This is a genomic window from Shewanella sp. SR44-3, assembly GCF_014163735.1.
Lineage (GTDB): Bacteria > Pseudomonadota > Gammaproteobacteria > Enterobacterales > Shewanellaceae > Shewanella.
On record NZ_JACJDV010000013.1, the window covers coordinates 17,496 to 34,613 of the forward strand.

Below are 17,118 nucleotides of genomic sequence, written 5' to 3' on the forward strand. Positions count from 1 at the left end.
GATAACCTACAGCTTATTTTTCTGTTGTAACAACAAGAAGATAAAAAATGGCGCGCCAATTAACGCCGTCACTAAACCCACGGGGACCTCAGCGGGTGGGCTGATGGCCCGTGCACCGATATCTGCTAATACCAACAATGCCGCCCCGAGTACCGCGCTAATGGGCAACAAGCGGGTGTGATCTGGGCCTATCAGCATCCGCACGAGATGGGGCACGACTAAGCCGATAAAACCAATAATGCCGGTCGCCGCCACACTGACGCCAACCCCAAGGGCGCAAAGGGTAATTAAGCGAATTTTAAGTTTATCCACTTCTATGCCTAAGTATCTGGCTTCGGCCTCCCCCAGTAATAGCGCGTTAAGGGCTTTGCCATCACGATTAAATTGCCAGCTAATAAAGCCTAATGTGATGGCGCACAGCAGCACATAGTGCCATTGAGCACCGGCAATCGCGCCCATCTGCCAAAGGGTTAGATCCCTTAATGCCATATCGTTGGCTACATAGGTCAGTACGCCAATGCCAGCCCCTGCAAGGGCTGCGATAGCAACGCCGGACAGCAGTAATAACACCACTGAGGTGCCATTAGGGCTACTGGCGAGGCGATAAACCGCTAAGGTAGTGACCATGCCGCCTGCAAAAGCGCAGATAGGCACCCAAAATCCGGCTAAATGTGGCAGCAACACGATACACAAAGCCGCCCCTAAGGCGGCGCCAGAAGAGACGCCGATGATCCCTGGATCTGCCAAGGGATTGCGAAATAACCCCTGCATCACCGCGCCGCACTGGGCCAAAATGCCGCCCACGCACAATGCCAGCAAGGTGCGCGGCAATCTGACGTTATTGATGATCAGTTGCTCGTGGGCCGCGATGGTTTGCAGCTCTGTCTGCGTTAGCCAATTAATTACCGCGCTTAAGGTGTTGCCAAGGCCGATGGTGAACGGCCCTATACTGATGGACAGTATGCTGGCTAAGGTGACTAGCATCAGCAAGCTTGGCCATAGCCAGCGCATCATGGGGGATGTGTGCATCGGGCTATTTTATCTCTTGAGTCACTAAAAACTGCTGCACTAACGTATTAGCTAAGGTGTCAGCGGCATCAATGGCGGATAAGCCCAAGCCGCCAATCAAGGCTTCAGGTTTCAAGTTAATAAAAGCCTGCTGCTGGCCGGCTTTAGTGTGCGCAACTAAAGGAATTTGTTTAGTGACCTCATCAAACAGTGCTGCTGTTGCCTGCATGCTTTGCTCACTGCGATGAGACAATAAAATTACCTCAGGGTTAAGGGCTAATATGCCTTCACCTGAGACGCTTTTATAGCTGTCAAAGTCTGCGGCATTGGCGCCGCCTGCTAGATTGATAATAAGATCTGCTGCGGTATCTTTACCGCCCACTCTGGCGGGCCTTCCTTCTTGAAGTAATAAAAACAATACCTTAGGCTTACTCGTCAGTTGGCTACGTTTATCGGCGATTTGAGCCAGCTGCTGCTTGAGTGTGCGCTTAAGCTCAAGGGCCGAGCTTGGCTTGCCAACAATCTCACTTAAGCTGTCAATGTTGTCCATTAATTGCTGCTCAGTGGTGGCGCTATTGAGCTTGATGACGTGAATGTTGGCTTGAGTCAGTAAATTTAAACTGCTCTCTGGACCCATGACCTCAGAGCCAATCACATGGCTAGGGTTAAGGGCAATAATGCCTTCGGCCGACAACATTCTGTGGTAGCCCAGTCGCTGCACTTGAGTCATAGCAGGGGCAAGTTTTTCTGGTATTTGGCTGGTGGAATCTATTCCGACTAATTGCGGCGCGGCGGCTAGTGCGAGTATGAGTTCAGTGACGCCAGCGCCTGCGCTAACAAGACGGGGTTGCTGGGTTTCTGGGAGATTAACCGCTTGTTCAGCGGAAGCTGATGTCACATTGGCTAAAGCATAACTGGCGCTAAATATGATTGTCGCGCCCATAGTTATGATTAATGCTCTTATCGCGAAAGCTTTATCCGAAAAGGTTAATTTTCTGCAAAAAATAGTTTGAGATGTCATATTAAGATTCCATTAAAATTTGGGTGTTTTCGATATTAAGGCGTTGTAATAATTCAAGTAGTGTCATCAAAGGCTGCACGGGGGCATTTTTATCTGCGGCGACAATCACTTTGGCGTCTGGGGTGAGCTTAATTTGCTTGATGAACTCGGTTTCAAACTCATCCCAGCTGTCAAACGCTTGCCCCTCTAAACTCCAGTGAGGCGCTTTAGGCAATAGAGTTATGGTCAGATTTGTGTGTGCAGCCAGTGGCGCAACCTCATCGCTTTGAGCCTTGGGCACGTCAATGGGCAAGGTCATCAAACGACTGTTGGCCGTGAGTAATAAAAACACCAACACGATAAAAATAATGTCGATAAGGGCTGTGAGATCAAGCCCTTGGGCTTGGCTTGTGCCGAGCTTTTTGTGAGGGTGCCCTATCATGATGACATGCTCGCCTTAGCAGTGGTGTCGAGGTCACTTTGCGAATTCTTTTCCGGCGCTAGGGTTAGCGGTGCTAAGGCTTGTATATTCACCCCTTCAAGCCAGAGGTTTAAACGGTTGAGTACCTGACTAATATGGCTTAAGTGATGGTCGGCATAAAAGCCAAACAGGTGGGCGGCGCTGATACTGGGCACGGCAATTAATAGTCCTGCGGCTGTGGTATTCATGGCAAGTCCTAAGCCTTGGCTTAACTGCGCAGGGGTTACCGGCCCTTGGGATTGACCTAGCTCAGTGAACATGGCGATAAGGCCAAGCACAGTGCCCAGCAAGCCTAACAGCGGAGTAATAACCCCTAATGTTTGCAGCAATTTAAGTCCAGCGTGGAGCTGTTGATGTTTTTGCATTAACCACAGGCCGAGCACTTCTTCACGTAGACTTTTGGTTTGCTGAGCTTGCTGTAATAAGGCTAAGCAGCCCGAAGCCAGCATGGTTTTTTGACTCTCAAGTAAGGCTATCAATGCCAATATTTGTGGCTCGCTTGCCGCCGCTCGAGGGGAAGTTAATAAGATATCGAGTTCATTGAGGCAATGCTTACGACGCTTATGCTGCTTAAGGTTTTTGCTTAGGCTTTCGCTAAGCACTAACGCTAGGCGTTCTAGGCAGATGAGTAAGCTAATAAAGGCGCACACTAGCAGTGGCCAGGTGAGCAGACCTAAGTCTTGTTCAAGCTGAGGGAGTAAATGTAGCGACATCTTAGGGTGTCCAAAAGGTTAATTAAATTAATTCAGCGCAAAAGTCACAGGCACTTGCACCCGATAGGCGAGGGCGCTTTGAGGGCTAGGAGGTGAGAATTGCCACAGTTTTACCGCATCTAATGCGGCTTTATCTAAGATGGCCGCCCCTGAGCTATCGACTAAGCTCAACTCGAGCTGCTTACCTAGATTATCGAATAACACCTCCACCAATGCAGTGCCTTGCAAGCCGCGTTTGCGTGCAAGGCGCGGGTAGTTAGGTTTAGTTGGCGGCGCAGAAAATTTTGGTTTTCCAAGGCTTAATTGACTTTGCATTGCCGCATGATTTACCGGCGCAGATACTTGCTCTACGGCTTCTAATGCCTGTGGTTGGGCACTGCTATTAGCTGCTGTTTGAGCGATCATCTGTGTTGATGTGTGGGTTTTACTGGCAGTGACGTTTGTGGTGGCAGTCTGGCTTGGCTCAGATTGAGGCTCTGGTTTTACTTCTGGCTTAACTTTAGCTATTGGCTCTGCTTTAGCGACAGGCTTAGGCTTGTTTATTGGTTTAGGTTTGCTTACCAGCGCAGGTGTCGTGACGGTATCGTGCGCAGCCTTGATGCTGTTATCGGCTGTGATTTCAGGCCTAATGGCTTGATTAGTGGCTTGAGATGTAAAGCTTAAGGCTAGGCTGACATTATTTTTAGTGGGTGCAGAACGGTTATTGTGATTGGCGCTACTTGGCTGTGCATCGCTTGCTTGGGAGCCTGAATAGGCATAAACACCAGCAAGCAAACCCATTTGCACTGAAATAATGATGCCAGCAGTCAGCATGTAGCGTTTAGGGGTCACAGATTTATCCTCTATCGGTCGCAATTCAGCCTGTCTTAAGATCCACATTTGATCTCAGCAGTGACTAAATTACATTAATCTAAACAAGATCGCAAATGATAATGATTTTCATTTGATCTATTTGTTTTTCTCAGATAGAGTACCGCCAAAATACGCGTTAACAGGCATTTATCGCCAATGCCTATTGTTAGCCAAGCTGGGTATTAATGCATCTTAAGGGAAAATCATGAACAAGAAACCATTAGTGATAGCCGTGACCTTTGCTATCTTCAACGCTACTAGTGTTGGCGCTTATGCCGCCGCTAACCAAGCTGTCACTGAGCTAGAAGAAGTGCTGGTCAATGCCACTCGTATCGATGAGAGCCTAGCGAAGTCGAGCCGTGCCATTGTTAAAATATCTGCAGCCCAGCTTGAAGAGTCGCAACCAGCATCGGTTGCCGAGGCGCTAAAGCATGAGGCCAATATCACAGTCACTAATGGTCCACGTCCATCGGCTCAAGGGGTTGAAATTCGTGGCTTAAGCGGTAACCGCGTGCTACAGACTGTGGATGATGCGCGCCAAAATGCGGGCTCAGGTCACAGAGGCACTTACTTTATTGAGCCTGAAATGCTCAAATCCATTGAAGTGCTAAAAGGGCCTTCAAGCAGCTTGTGGGGCAGTGGTGCGATTGGCGGTGTGGTGGCGCAATACACTAAGTCGGCACAAGATTTTCTTGAAGACGGCGAGCATTTTGGTGGCTATCTAAAGCAAAGCTATGAAACCAATGGCTCGCGCACTAAAACCAGCGGCAGTATTTATGGGGTGCAGGACAGCATTGATTGGCTTGTCTTTGGCAGCTACCTTGACAGCAATAATATCAAAATTGGCAAGGATGAGAGCTTAAATAACAGCTCATCACAAGGTCACAGCGCGTTAGGTAAGTTAGGCTGGCAATTGGATGATGCTCAGCGTTTGGAGCTGTCTTTAAGAAGTAACAATAGCAATGAGTTAGTACCAAGTAACCCAGGTGCTGAAGTTAGCCGCTCTGTGCCATTGGTGCGCCGCGAAACCACGGACAACAACCTAAGCTTGGCTTACGAGCTTAACCCAAGTGATAACGCTTATTTAGATGCTAAGGCGTTAATCTACGTTAACCAGACAGATTATGATGAAGACAGGGTCACTAAGGGGCAGATAGATGCCACAGAATTTAATACCTTAGGGTTAAGTCTAAGTAACAAATCAATTTTTGGCGCAGGCCTTGGCCGCACCGAATTAGTCTATGGCGTAGATGGTTATAAAGACACCATTGAAACTGTACGTGACGATAAAGGTCAAACGGGTCAGCGTCCGGGCAATATTGATGGTGAAGTCAGCACCTTAGGCGCATTTGTTATGGGTAAAGTGAGCCTAAGCGATACCGTATCGGTAGAGCCTGCACTACGTTATGACAGCTTTAGCAACCAAAGTAATAACCTAGGGTTAGAAACTGACGATAGCGCCGTGTCGCCATCATTGGCATTGGTGTGGCAGAGTACCCCTTGGTTAAATTTGAGTGCCCGTTACGATCAAGCATTTCGCGCCCCAAGCATAGAAGAGATGTACTCAAGCGGCAGCCACTACTGCATTCCGCCTATTCCGCGCTTCTTGCCAAACGGCATGTGCAATACCTTCGCTATTAATCCCGATTTGAAAGCGGAAAAAGCGAAAAATAAGGAGCTTAAGGCCGATTTTAGCTTCAGTGAGCTTAGTGCTACTGGCGCCGATGACGAGCTAAACCTGACCTTAAGCGTGTTCCGTAACGATGTGGATGACTTTATTGTTCAGAGCGTCAGCAATCCATTGATGGGTATACCAGGTTTTGAGCAAACCACCTCGTGGAATAACGTCAGTACAGCTGAATTAACCGGTTTTGAAATTTCCAGCCGCTATCGTTATAACCAGACGCGTTTAAGCATCAACTACGGTCAAACTCAAGGTAAAGACGCTGATACCAATGAATATATTGCGTATATTCCGGCCAACAAGCTGAGCCTAGATTTATCTCAAGGCATTATGGAAGGCGATGTCAAGTTAGGGACTCGCTTAAGCTATGTCGCCAGCCAAACGGATGTGCCTCTTGCTAACAGCGTGACTAAATATGATGACTACAAATTGTGGGACATCTATGTGGCATGGGAGCCATCAATGGGTGATTTAGCCGGCCTTCGTGTTGATTTTGCTATTGAAAACATCGGTGACGAGCAATATAAGCAAGCGTGGCAAACCTTGTTCGAACAAGGGCGAAATATGAAGTTATCCGCCCGCTACCAGTTTTAAGCGCCTACTCTGGTATTAGTTAAATGAGTAATCACCCTGCCTCACATTCTGTGTGAGGCATTTTTAGGATAATAAATATGAGCGAATTAATGGCAAAGGATCTTGATAGCATAGATGCGTTAACCTTGACACAGTTGCAGCATACCTTAATCAATTCGCCACAAATGATGCCAGCCCAAGTGGCCAAAGAGCATGGGGTGAGTGAGCTTGACGTAGTCAAAGCCATGAGCAGCGAAGAGGCCTGCTTTTTAGCCTTGACCGATAAAGACGAGCTATTAGCCAGCCTGCCAAGCTGGGGCAATATGACCACCATAATTGCGGTGTCTGGCAGTATTTTTGAATTTAAAGGTAGCTTCCCAGAAGGTAAGTATGCCCATGGCTATTACAATCTCTACACTAAAGGTGAGGGCTTACACGGTCATCTTTTGATGGACAATATCGGCCATATCGCTTTAATCAGCCGACCTTTTAGAGGCCAAGAAAGCTATTCGATTAATTTCTTCGGTGCAGAAGGTGAGATGGTCTTTAAAGTGTATTTAGGCCGAGACAAACAGCGGGTGTTGATTGCTTCCCAGGTCGAACAGTTTAAGGCGTTGGTGTTGAAAGCATTAGCATCTAAATCCGGCATTTAACTCAAGCATTAAACACCAGCATTTAAGATTAACTCAGTACAAGGTTTATCCTATGACAAGCAATAAAGATGAAAGATTGGCAGATAAATTACTGCCAGAAATTGAAGCGTTTAAGCAACAAAAGCTGACGTTAGAGCTTGCCACCAATGATGCAGACGGTAAGCCTAATGTGAGTTATGCGCCTTTTGCGGTTGATGAAGGAGGTTTTTACATTTTGGTCAGCGATATGGCGCGCCACGGGATGAATTTAAAAGCCAAGGATGATGTCAGCGTCATGCTGGTTGAAGATGAAGCTAGCGCAAAAACTGTATTTGCCCGTAAACGCTTAACGTTTGATGCCAAAGCGCAGCTTATCAATAGAGACACTGCAGATTTCACTCACGGGGTTGCATCCTTGGTGGCGCGCTTTGGTGAAATGAGTGAAAACTTAGCGGCACTGGCTGATTTTAATTTATATCGCTTAGTGCCTCATAAAGGCTTGTACGTGAAAGGCTTTGGTCAGGCGTTTAGCTTAACGGGTGCAGAGTTGATGGATTTAAGTTGGCAGCGCGCAGGCCAGCACGGCGTAAGTCAAAGCGCTTAAGCATTCAGGCCTCAAATCATAAGCCTTCACTCAGCCTGAAGAAAGCCGCTTAACAGCACTGCCCGAACAAAGCGTTGGGCAGTCATCTTCAATCCACCCCCTCCTTACGTCTCGATGTAAATCTCTCAACAAAGCTATCTCAACAGCGCTATCTACAAATTACTGCTACACAGCGATAGTAATAATATACTGGCCTTGTTTATTGCTTTTGATAACGGATAATGCAGTTAATGCCTTTTATGAGTGATATTTGTTGTTATGCGTTTAGATAAATTTGTCTGCAAAAGTACCCCTTTGTCTCGAACAGAGGCGGTTCAGGCTATTCATCATGAAAGAGTGTTGGTCAACGGGGTGGCGATACTTGATGAAGCGGCGCAGGTGCATGAAAATAATCACATTATTCTCGATGGTAAGCATCTTGTCCCCAGGCCTTTTCGCTACCTCTTACTACATAAACCTGCCAACTGCTTAAGCGCTAATATCTCTGAACCTGGTAAGTCGACAAAGTATCCCTCGGTGTTCGATGTATTGAACATAGATAACAGCAGCGAGCTGCATTTAGTTGGTCGATTGGATGCGGATACCACAGGGCTATTACTCGCCACCGACGATGGTCGCTGGTCATTTACTATCACCAGTCCTAACTCTGATTGCAGCAAAGTGTACCGAGTTGGGCTTGCTAAACCCCTAGGGCCAGAGGTTGCCGATACGTTTTTAGCGGGGATCTTATTGCAAGGGGAGCGCGAGCTTACCTTGCCCGCCAAGCTTGAAATTATTGCGCCTACCCAAGTGTTATTGACTCTGACTCAGGGCAAATTTCATCAAGTAAAACGTATGTTTGCCGCCGTGGGGAATAAAGTGGTGTCGCTGCATCGAGAGAAAATAGGCGCTATCAGTTTGGATGTGCCCCAAGGACAGTGGCGTGAGCTAACAGAGGCTGAAGTGAACGCCATGGGTTAACGGTTTTTTTTCTGACTAACCATAAACGACTAACGACTAACGATTAACCGCTAACATTTTACCACTAACCACTAACGATTAACCGCTAACATTTTACCACTAACCACTAACCACTAACCACTCACATTCTGGCTTAGCGATACAGCCCATGCAGCTTGATATAATCGATAACATTGGCAGGTAGCAGTTGGTTTAATGCTTGATTATCTAAGCCGAGTTTGCCTATCTGCGCCCTTATTTCAGTGGATGAAATATCTTGGGCTGTGATACTGACAGGAAAAATATCGCCAACCTTGGCGGTCTGTGTTGATTTGGCATTAATAACCTGCGCTTGCTGGCGCTGTAGCACCTTAGTTTGCATGAGCTTGGCCATGTTTGAGCTGTGCGCGAGCGGCCAACCAGGGCGCTGACAGACGACGATATGGCACAGTTCAAACAGGGTTTGCCATTGATGCCAGCGGTCCAGCTGACTAAATGAATCCATGCCCATGATGAAGTAGAACTCATGCTGAGGATAAGCTTGCGTCAGCTGCTGTAAGCTCGTGACGGTGAAGGATGGCGTGTCGCGGTTTATTTCAATGTCGCAAAGCTCAAATTCATTGTGGGAGTTACACACCAACTCCACCATAGCCTGCCTGTGGGCTGTGCCGGTTTTAGGGCCGGCTTTATGGGGCGGAATGTGATTGGGCATCAGCCAAATGCTGTCCAGCTTAAGGGCGGCTTTAACTTCCAGTGCGGGGCGAATATGGCCGTAATGGATAGGATCGAACGTGCCACCTAAAATACCGATTCGCATGGCTTAGCCCAATTCAATATGGGCAAGTTTGCTGTGGGCGGCGGGGTCGAATAATAAGCATAAGTGGCTCAGTCCAACCCAGTTGTCATCGCCGTGTTGCTTGAGGTTCACTTCAAGCTTGGAGGCAAATGCCAACATGTGTTCAATTTGCGGCAAAGACAGGTGACTCAAAGCATGTTGATACAAGGGTTTACGTTTATCCCAAATGCGGTGCTTTGACCATAAGGAGTTCAGTTGCTCACCCTGTGTTTGAGCCTGTTTTAACGCCAGCAGGGTGGTGAGTTCTTTAAACAGTGCCCACAGCAGAATTGGCAGCGCGGTGTCTTCACTGGCGAGCTGAGCAAGCATGTGCTGGGCTTGTTTTTGATGGTTGCTAAGCAGTGCATCCATCAATTGGAACACACTAAAGTGCGACTGATCTTCAAAGTAGTCGCTGAGCTTATCGCTGTGGATGAGCGTGTTAGGGCTGAGTAATTGCAGTAGCTGCAAGGCTTGCTCTGCGGCCAATAAATTGCCTTCGAACAAATTAAATAGCATGGCTTTAGCATCATGATCTAACTGCAATTTATACAAGTTGATGCGCTCATCGAGCCAGCGAGAAAACTGCTTGCCCTCAGGGGTAATGCAAGGCACATAAACCCCGTGGGCATCTAAACTTTTAAACCATTTATTATTGGTCTGCTCGCTCGCAAGCTTAGGGCCGTGAAGAATTAACAGCACATCAGGATTGGGGGATTGCATCAGGCTTTGCAGCGCGGCAGAGCCGTCGGTGCCGGGCTTGGCATTGGGCAGTTGCAGCTCAATAATGCGCCGACTGGCAAACAAACTCATGGATTGCCATTCTTGTTGGAGTTCATCCCAATTAAAGTTGTTCTCTTGAGCCAGTTGCACTCGCTCTTCAAAGCCTTGTTTTTTAGCGGCTTTTAATATTTGCCTCTTGGCATTATCCACCAGCCAAGGGTCATCACCAAACAGCAGAAAACATGCTGGAAGCTTGGTTAAGTATTGGCTGAGTTTATCAGGATAGACGCGCATCAGCGGGCAACGACTTTGGTTAGCAAGCGCACTGTATTAGTTCGCCTCGATGGAGGATAGAGTTTGAATAATATTGTCGGCCGCTTGAATGCGCATCTCTTTGACTAATAACTCCATTTCACGGCTTTTAGCTAACGCTGTGCGAGGATCGTCTTGGTAGTCGCGGCGGATCTCGACATCAAATTCCTGGGGATCTTGTTGGTAGAAGGCAACGGAGAAATGCACATGATAAATCAGCTCATATTCGGCCACATTACCCGTGGGGTAGAGGGACAAAGTGCTGCGCTCTAAGGTGTCTGATATCAAGCGTAAGGTCGGTTGTTTTTCATCAGCATCAATTAAACTGATGCGGTTTACCCGCAGGCGGTCGGCAACCAGACGAGATAACTCACTGTATTTATCGGTACTGCTAAGGTGCAGCTGTTCAAGGGATGCTGGAATGGAGTAACTGCGCTGCAATTTAAAGCCGCAGCCGCTGGTCATCAGCAACACTGCTGCGATTAATGCTAGGCCTGTCGATTTCAAAGGGATCACGAAATTAGCCTCCTTGTGATTGATAACTGTGGTTATTATCTATAGTAAACAACATCACTAAATGTTTATTTCTCAACATAGGGTCAGAGATAAAAAAGGCCCTTGGCAAGTTTGGCTCACCAAGGGCCTGCAGACTAGTTAGCGACTAGGCTAAGCAGTTTACCAGGTACATAAATCACTTTGCGAACCGTTAAGCCCTCAAGGTGTTTTTGCACGTGTTCATCATCTAAGCCAAGTTGTTCAACGGCTTCTTTAGTGATATCTGCAGCCACTGTGATTTTAGCGCGAACTTTACCGTTCACTTGCACCACAATCAGCTTGCTGTCTTCAACTAGCGCCGCTTCATCGACGTCTGGCCAGCGGCTGTCTTCGATGTTGCTAGCGTTACCCAATTCATTCCACAGGGTAAAGCTCATGTGCGGGATGATAGGGTATAGCAAACGCGTCACTGCGCTTAAGGCTTCAGCCAGTAAAGCACGGTCTTGGGCGCTGTCTTGTGGCGCTTTAGATAAATGATTCATCAGCTCCATCACAGCAGCAACGGCGGTGTTGAACATCTGACGACGGCCTATGTCATCGCTGACTTTGGCAATTGTCTTATGCAGCTCACGGCGCAGGGCTTTTTGAGATGAGCTTAACTTGCTTAGCTCTAATGCTTCAGTTGGGCCAGCGGCAACATGGTCACTGGCAAGTTTCCACAGACGCTTAATGAATCTGTGAGCGCCTTCAACGCCAGACTCTTGCCACTCGAGCGTTAGCTCAGGAGGGGATGCGAACATCATAAATAGACGCACGGTATCGGCGCCGTATTTTTCCACCATGGTTTGTGGGTCTATGCCGTTGTTTTTCGACTTAGACATTTTGCACATACCTGTATAGGTAAGCTCATTGCCTTGGCTGTCTACCGCTTTGACTACGCGGCCTTTATCGTCTTTTTCAACAATGTCAGCTTCCAATGGTGATACCCATACGCGGGCGCCTTTTTCATTGGTGTAGTAATACGCATCGGCAAGCACCATGCCTTGAGTCAATAGACGTTTGGCTGGCTCGTTTGAGTTCACAAGTCCCGCATCACGGAGTAACTTGTGGAAAAAACGGAAGTAAAGCAAATGCATACAAGCATGTTCTATGCCGCCAATGTACTGATCTACCGGTAACCAGTAGTTAGCCTTGGCGGGATCTAACATCTCATCAGCATGGGGGCTACAGTAACGGGCGTAATACCAAGATGACTCCATAAAGGTATCGAAGGTATCGGTTTCACGAAACGCTGGCTTGCCGTCAACCGTGGTCTCAGCCCAAGCTTTATCAGCTTTGATTGGGCTTTGAATCCCGTCCATCTTCACATCTTCTGGCAGTATGACTGGCAGTTGATCTTCAGGGGTTGGCATCACAGTGCCATCGGCCAAGGTCACCATAGGAATGGGCGCGCCCCAGTAACGTTGACGAGAAACGCCCCAGTCACGTAGACGGTAATTCACTTGGCGCTTGCCTTTGCCTTCAGCGGTTAAGCGGGCGTCAATGGCATCGAAAGCGGCTTGGAATTCAAGGCCATCAAGCTCAGGGAAAGTAGCGCCTGAGTTAAATAGCATGCCTTTTTCTGTGTAAGCTTCTTTGCTGATATCCACATCGCCATCAACAGGCTTGATGACAGCTTGCATTTCAAGGCCATAAGCCTTGGCAAATTCATAGTCACGTTGATCGTGGGCAGGGACTGACATTACAGCGCCAGTGCCATAATTCATCAGCACAAAGTTTGCGACCCAAATTGGCACTAATTTGCCAGAAATAGGGTGCACGGCTTCAAGGCCGGTGGCTACGCCTTTTTTCTCCATCGAGGCCATGGCGGCTTCTGTGGTATCAGCGTTTTTACACTCTTCGATAAAGGCGGCTAACCCAGGGTTAGTGCTAGCGGCTTGCTCGGCTAAGGGGTGACCTGCAGCAATGGCCACATAGGTTACGCCCATTAAAGTATCGGGGCGTGTGGTGTAGATATCGAAGCTTTGTTCGCTATCTTTGACCTTAAAGGTCATTTCTATGCCTTCGCTGCGACCTATCCAGTTACGCTGCATGGCTTTAACTTGCTCAGGCCAGCCGTCTAAGGTGTCGATATCGTTAAGCAATTCTTCGGCGTAGTCGGTGATTTTAATGAACCACTGCGGAATTTCTTTTTGGATAACAGGGGTGTCACAGCGCCAGCAGCAACCGTCTTGTACTTGCTCGTTGGCCAGCACGGTTTCATCGTGTGGACACCAGTTAACTGAGGCAGTCTTCTTGTAAACCATGCCTTTATCAAATAGCTTGGTGAAGAACCATTGTTCCCAGCGGTAGTACTCAGGGGTACAAGTGGCGATTTCACGGCTCCAATCGTAACCAAAGCCTAATAACTTAAGCTGGTTCTTCATGTAGTCGATGTTTTCGTAAGTCCACGGAGCTGGTGAGGTGTTGTTATTGATTGCTGCGTTTTCTGCAGGCAGACCAAATGAGTCCCAACCAATTGGCTGTAAAACATTTTTACCTTGCAGACGCTGGTAACGCGCTACCACATCGCCTATGGTGTAGTTACGGACATGGCCCATGTGAAGTCGACCTGATGGATAAGGAAACATAGAGAGGCAATAAAACTTCTCTTTGCTTTCATCTTCAGTGACTTCAAATGTTTTGTGTTCTTGCCAGTGCTTCTGCACTAGCGCTTCAATTTCTGAGGGATTATATAGCTCTTGCATTAATCTATTTCCGGCCATGCCGCCCATTGTTTGATCTGAATGTGATCTATGTTTGGTCTAAGTTTGATCTAACGCTCAAAAGCGCGATTAAGATCCACATAGAATAAACTAGAAGTGATGCATTAAAAAGGTTCCAGTGAAGGAGTATTACCTATGAGTGGAAGAAGTACAGCGTTACTCGCACTATATCAGGCACTTATTGAACAAGTAAAACTGCAATATAAAGAAGAAGATTCGCCTACAATCAAGGTCTTATATCAGTCAATATTGAAAAGTAAGCAGTACCTCCTGCTTAAATCACAGGCTGATGAGACTGAAATTGCATTAGTGGAAGAATTTTTAAAACGTGATATTGCCAGCTTCTTGAAGGAGCAAAACGCTGATAGCTTGAGCCACAGTCCGACTATGATAGCGATTGAGAACACATTTTGGCATTGGCTTAACGAAATTACTGACAAAAGTCAGGTGGAATGGCACGAATTAAGCCAAGATTTTAAACACCATGGCTGTTACCAAAGTGGTGAAATTATCAGCCAAGGGCGCATGGTGTGCACTGAATGTGAGCATGAAATGCTAATAGAGTTTCCAAGCGTTATCAGTGATTGCCCTACGTGTGACAATAATGAATTTACCCGCGAGGCATTTTTGCCTTAATGCCTAAGTCAATTTAACCACTAGATTTAGCCGTAGGCCTTGTCCTGCGGCTATTTTTTTTGGTTATTAATGATGGGCAAATTAAGACTAAACACTAAGCTGTGCTTTGAGGTTTTATTAAAACTAAAATCGAAGTTATTCGCCTTGGCTATCTTGTCTACTATGCTAAGCCCTAATCCATGTCTATCGGGATTACTGCGCGAGGTTTCTAATTGATATAAAGGCATAGTTAATTTTTCTAAGTCTTCGTCGCTTAAATTTGCAGTCAGTTGGTTTTCTATCTCTATGCATACGCTCAGCCCTGGTGTTTGTTCAGGCTTAAGGCGAATGAAAACCTCTGAATCATCAGGACTATAGAATAAGGCGTTATCAATCAAATTACTTAAAATACAGTGAATAGAAAAAGCATCGAGTTTGATTGTTGCGGTTGTGAGTTCATCCTGGATGATAAGGCGATGTTGAGCGCTCGGATGCTTATTCAATTGCTCTTTAATAATTTGTTCTATGCTTGCTCGTAGGTTTACTGTCTGAGGTGCAATAGATAATGCGCCTGCTGCGGCTTGTTGCAGTAATAGCAGCTTACTGACAATATTTTTCATCTTCAAACTAATGCTGAGCACATCTTGCTTGTAAGTCGTGCTAATACGCACATCATTCGGGTAGCGAATGTGCATCTCTGAGAGATTGATTAACTCTGAAATAGGCGTTTTGAGTTCATGGGCGATATCAGCTGTGATGCGTTTTTCATTGAGCAAATGCTGCTGGTTGAGTCTAGTGAAGCGATTCAGTTCATTTTTTATGGGTTCTATTTCGATAAACTCATCGTCATCGACACTAAATGGAGTTAGGTCATCCTTAATATTGGCCGATTTTAGTTGCTGGTTGAGCTCGTTCAATGGTCTTAGACCCGCATCAATCACCTTCATCATCAATAACCGCATTAGCACTATCATGGCGACGAGCCCTAAAGCCATGCTGGTATCGATAATGATCAAAATATTAGACAACTCCTCTTTAGATACCGCTAATGTCAGCTGCATCGGCATTAAGTTGGCTAACTTGTCTTTGTCTTCGTCTTGGGGGATTTGGGGGGTGAATGTCGACACTATGGCGCGGCCGCTGCGGCCATCGGGTAGGGTAATATTGTAAAATTCAGTTGTATTAAGGGCTTGTGCAGGCTTTATTAAGCTGGCGTCTTTAAATTTAAGCAGGGAGTCGGAGCGCTCAAATTCTTTGCCGTCCTGCCATAGTTGAAAGTATTCGCCATCTGCAGGCAAGGAGAATTCCGGCATAAACTCATCGGCAAAATCAAACTCCACTTGGGATTGGCTTGGATTTGTGACTTTAACCAGTGTCTTGAGATAATTGGCTTTATTGGTTAACGCACTGTCAAATTCTTTATCAATCCAATTATCTATATTAATGTCTATGGCTAAAAAAACGATGACAACTATGGCTGATACCGAATAAGTCATAGTGTTGACTAAGGTGTTTTTTATGGATTTTATCGTCATCTTTGACTCGTTAGCCTTTTACTATGCTGTTGTTAATATTGCGAAGAGCCTCGCCAGCCATTATTGATGCGGGAGAGTCAGCATAAAACGTATTTTCAGCTCAGATACTTTCATGAAATTAAAAGAAAATCCATTGCTACGGGCAATATTCTCAACAATGGATAAACCCAGCCCATGGCGGTTGGGATTGGTACGAGATTCATCTATTTGAAACAGGGGTTTAGTGAGATTATCAAGATCTCCTTGGCTGATATTGTGATTCAACTCATTGGTTATCGCGATACAAATATTGTTCAGGGGATCATTGTACATAGTGAGGCTAATGGCTGAAGCTACTGGGCTGTAGTAGAGGGCATTATCCAATAAATTACTGAAAATGGTATTTAGCGAAAAGGCGTCTGCCCGGTATTGGCTGGGAGATATGTTGTGGTTAATCGTGATTCTTTGCGCTGCATCCGGGTATTTAGGCTGCAAACTTTTAATGTTGAGAGCTAATAACTCTGGCAGTTCAAGGCTGACCTTATTAAGGAAAAGGGTATCGGCCGATGCCCTTTGCAGTAAAAGTAAGCCATTGATTATGTCTTTCATTTTAATGCTGATGTCGAGCACATCTTTTTGATAAAATTGACTAATTCTATTGTCATCTGGATAGCGAATTCGCATTTCGCTTAAATTGATTAATTCTGTCAGCGGGGTTTTTAATTCATGGGCTATGTCTGCGGTAATGCGTTTTTCTTTGTCTAAATGTTGTTGATTGAGTTTAATGAAATTATTGAGTTCAGCTTTAATCAGTAACAGTTCTTCAGTCTCATTATCATCTTGTGGAAAAGGTGCCAGTTGCCCCTTAGCATCGAGGGTTTTTAGGTGTTGATTGAGCTTATTCATCGGCGCAAAGCCTAGCTCTATGATATGGACAACTAATAAACGCACTAAGATGAGCATAAATACTAAGCCTAGCTGTATAACGACTTCCACCCTATCAAACAGTTCATCTAACTCTTCTATGGGGATCACTATGCTTAAGGTTAATATTTTGGGCGAATGGCCCGAGTCGAGTAAATAAGTATTGGCTTGAGGGACGCTAAAGCGAGAAACAATCGCTCGCCCGGCTCGGCCATCGGGTAATACAGTGTGAAAGGTTTTCACCGTGTTATTGACCAGTTGGGGATGGATAAGCTGATGACTTGAAAATGCGCTCATCGAAGCTGAACTGAGTTTGAGGGTTTGATTTTCCCAAATTTGAATGTATTCATCGGATGAAAGATAGGGCGCAATGAAAATACGGCGCAATGAAAATACGGCCTATTAATCCGAGTTTAAAATCTGATGTGCTAACGGCGCTAGGAAGCGAT

Annotated in this window: 16 protein-coding genes; 5 read left to right on the plus strand and 11 right to left on the minus strand. The window is 46.3% G+C overall.

The window, feature by feature from the left end; all coding sequences use genetic code 11:
- Positions 1-6 precede the first annotated feature (6 nt).
- The 5 genes from H5073_RS08960 to H5073_RS18500 all read right to left on the minus strand — a co-directional run bounded on the left by H5073_RS08960 (position 7) and on the right by H5073_RS18500 (position 4,033).
- A complete protein-coding gene (locus H5073_RS08960; RefSeq protein WP_259394859.1) occupies positions 7-1,029 on the minus strand; it encodes an iron ABC transporter permease in 1,023 nt (340 codons plus the stop codon).
- Positions 1,030-1,033: 4 nt separating this feature from the next.
- Positions 1,034-1,951 (minus strand): hemin ABC transporter substrate-binding protein, encoded by a 918-nt coding sequence (locus tag H5073_RS08965; RefSeq protein WP_259394860.1) that lies wholly within the window; start codon positions 1,949-1,951, stop codon positions 1,034-1,036.
- A 79-nt stretch (positions 1,952-2,030) separates the two neighbouring features.
- On the minus strand, positions 2,031-2,450 hold the full coding sequence (locus tag H5073_RS08970; RefSeq protein WP_182679043.1) for a biopolymer transporter ExbD: 420 nt from the start codon (positions 2,448-2,450) through the stop codon (positions 2,031-2,033).
- Positions 2,447-3,202 (minus strand): MotA/TolQ/ExbB proton channel family protein, encoded by a 756-nt coding sequence (locus H5073_RS08975; RefSeq protein ID WP_182679045.1) that lies wholly within the window; start codon positions 3,200-3,202, stop codon positions 2,447-2,449. The genes H5073_RS08970 and H5073_RS08975 overlap by 4 nt, the downstream gene beginning before the upstream one ends.
- A 27-nt stretch (positions 3,203-3,229) precedes the next feature.
- Entirely contained in the window at positions 3,230-4,033 is an 804-nt protein-coding gene (locus H5073_RS18500) for an energy transducer TonB (RefSeq protein WP_182679047.1), read from the minus strand.
- Positions 4,034-4,259: 226 nt separating this feature from the next.
- On the opposite strand from H5073_RS18500, the gene H5073_RS08985 reads away from it, so the two are divergent.
- The 4 genes from H5073_RS08985 to H5073_RS09000 all read left to right on the plus strand — a co-directional run bounded on the left by H5073_RS08985 (position 4,260) and on the right by H5073_RS09000 (position 8,507).
- On the plus strand, positions 4,260-6,332 hold the full coding sequence (locus H5073_RS08985) for a TonB-dependent hemoglobin/transferrin/lactoferrin family receptor (RefSeq protein WP_182679049.1): 2,073 nt from the start codon (positions 4,260-4,262) through the stop codon (positions 6,330-6,332).
- 77 nt (positions 6,333-6,409) lie between these two features.
- Positions 6,410-6,964, plus strand: a complete 555-nt coding sequence (hutX, locus tag H5073_RS08990) for a heme utilization cystosolic carrier protein HutX (RefSeq protein WP_182679051.1) — start codon at positions 6,410-6,412, stop codon at positions 6,962-6,964.
- Positions 6,965-7,016: 52 nt separating this feature from the next.
- Complete coding sequence (gene hutZ / locus H5073_RS08995; protein WP_182679053.1) at positions 7,017-7,547, plus strand: heme utilization protein HutZ; 531 nt, start codon at positions 7,017-7,019, stop codon at positions 7,545-7,547.
- Positions 7,548-7,805: 258 nt separating this feature from the next.
- Complete coding sequence (locus H5073_RS09000; protein WP_182679055.1) at positions 7,806-8,507, plus strand: pseudouridine synthase; 702 nt, start codon at positions 7,806-7,808, stop codon at positions 8,505-8,507.
- Positions 8,508-8,640: 133 nt separating this feature from the next.
- On the opposite strand, the gene nadD is transcribed toward H5073_RS09000, so the two are convergent.
- The 4 genes from nadD to leuS all read right to left on the minus strand — a co-directional run bounded on the left by nadD (position 8,641) and on the right by leuS (position 13,598).
- Positions 8,641-9,303 carry a nicotinate-nucleotide adenylyltransferase gene (gene nadD, locus H5073_RS09005; RefSeq protein WP_182679057.1) on the minus strand — a complete coding sequence of 221 codons (663 nt, stop codon included), beginning with the start codon at positions 9,301-9,303 and terminating at the stop codon, positions 8,641-8,643.
- Positions 9,304-9,306: 3 nt separating this feature from the next.
- Positions 9,307-10,338, minus strand: coding sequence for a DNA polymerase III subunit delta (gene holA, locus H5073_RS09010; RefSeq protein WP_182679059.1), 1,032 nt, complete (start codon positions 10,336-10,338; stop codon positions 9,307-9,309).
- A 36-nt stretch (positions 10,339-10,374) separates the two neighbouring features.
- Positions 10,375-10,869 carry an LPS assembly lipoprotein LptE gene (lptE, locus tag H5073_RS09015; RefSeq protein WP_041406040.1) on the minus strand — a complete coding sequence of 165 codons (495 nt, stop codon included), beginning with the start codon at positions 10,867-10,869 and terminating at the stop codon, positions 10,375-10,377.
- A gap of 137 nt (positions 10,870-11,006) precedes the next feature.
- The gene (gene leuS / locus H5073_RS09020; RefSeq protein ID WP_182679061.1) at positions 11,007-13,598 is read right to left on the minus strand and encodes a leucine--tRNA ligase; all 2,592 of its coding nucleotides are present in this window, start codon (positions 13,596-13,598) and stop codon (positions 11,007-11,009) included.
- 153 nt (positions 13,599-13,751) lie between these two features.
- On the opposite strand from leuS, the gene H5073_RS09025 reads away from it, so the two are divergent.
- Positions 13,752-14,252: a zinc ribbon-containing protein gene (locus tag H5073_RS09025; protein WP_182679063.1), complete on the plus strand. Its 501-nt coding sequence runs from the start codon at positions 13,752-13,754 to the stop codon at positions 14,250-14,252.
- Between the two features lie 50 nt (positions 14,253-14,302).
- Here H5073_RS09025 and H5073_RS09030 read toward each other — a convergent pair whose 3' ends face one another.
- Together H5073_RS09030 and H5073_RS09035 are read right to left on the minus strand one after the other, a co-directional pair.
- Entirely contained in the window at positions 14,303-15,766 is a 1,464-nt protein-coding gene (locus H5073_RS09030; protein ID WP_182679065.1) for a sensor histidine kinase KdpD, read from the minus strand.
- Between the two features lie 60 nt (positions 15,767-15,826).
- A complete protein-coding gene (locus tag H5073_RS09035) occupies positions 15,827-17,056 on the minus strand; it encodes a sensor histidine kinase KdpD (protein WP_182679066.1) in 1,230 nt (409 codons plus the stop codon).
- Positions 17,057-17,118 lie beyond the last annotated feature (62 nt).

Excerpts from the sequence above, each read along its gene's own strand:
- H5073_RS08985 (WP_182679049.1), top strand. The coding sequence starts at position 4,260 with ATGAACAAGAAACCATTAGTGATAGCCGTGACCTTTGCTATCTTCAAC.
- H5073_RS09025 (WP_182679063.1), top strand. The coding sequence starts at position 13,752 with ATGAGTGGAAGAAGTACAGCGTTACTCGCACTATATCAGGCACTTATT.
- leuS (WP_182679061.1), bottom strand. The coding sequence starts at position 13,598 with ATGCAAGAGCTATATAATCCCTCAGAAATTGAAGCGCTAGTGCAGAAG.
- hutX (WP_182679051.1), top strand. The coding sequence starts at position 6,410 with ATGAGCGAATTAATGGCAAAGGATCTTGATAGCATAGATGCGTTAACC.
- H5073_RS08960 (WP_259394859.1), bottom strand. The coding sequence starts at position 1,029 with ATGCACACATCCCCCATGATGCGCTGGCTATGGCCAAGCTTGCTGATG.
- H5073_RS09000 (WP_182679055.1), top strand. The coding sequence starts at position 7,806 with ATGCGTTTAGATAAATTTGTCTGCAAAAGTACCCCTTTGTCTCGAACA.
- nadD (WP_182679057.1), bottom strand. The coding sequence starts at position 9,303 with ATGCGAATCGGTATTTTAGGTGGCACGTTCGATCCTATCCATTACGGC.
- H5073_RS09030 (WP_182679065.1), bottom strand. The coding sequence starts at position 15,766 with ATGACGATAAAATCCATAAAAAACACCTTAGTCAACACTATGACTTAT.
- holA (WP_182679059.1), bottom strand. The coding sequence starts at position 10,338 with ATGCGCGTCTATCCTGATAAACTCAGCCAATACTTAACCAAGCTTCCA.
- H5073_RS08970 (WP_182679043.1), bottom strand. The coding sequence starts at position 2,450 with ATGATAGGGCACCCTCACAAAAAGCTCGGCACAAGCCAAGCCCAAGGG.
- hutZ (WP_182679053.1), top strand. The coding sequence starts at position 7,017 with ATGACAAGCAATAAAGATGAAAGATTGGCAGATAAATTACTGCCAGAA.
- H5073_RS08965 (WP_259394860.1), bottom strand. The coding sequence starts at position 1,951 with ATGGGCGCGACAATCATATTTAGCGCCAGTTATGCTTTAGCCAATGTG.
- H5073_RS08975 (WP_182679045.1), bottom strand. The coding sequence starts at position 3,202 with ATGTCGCTACATTTACTCCCTCAGCTTGAACAAGACTTAGGTCTGCTC.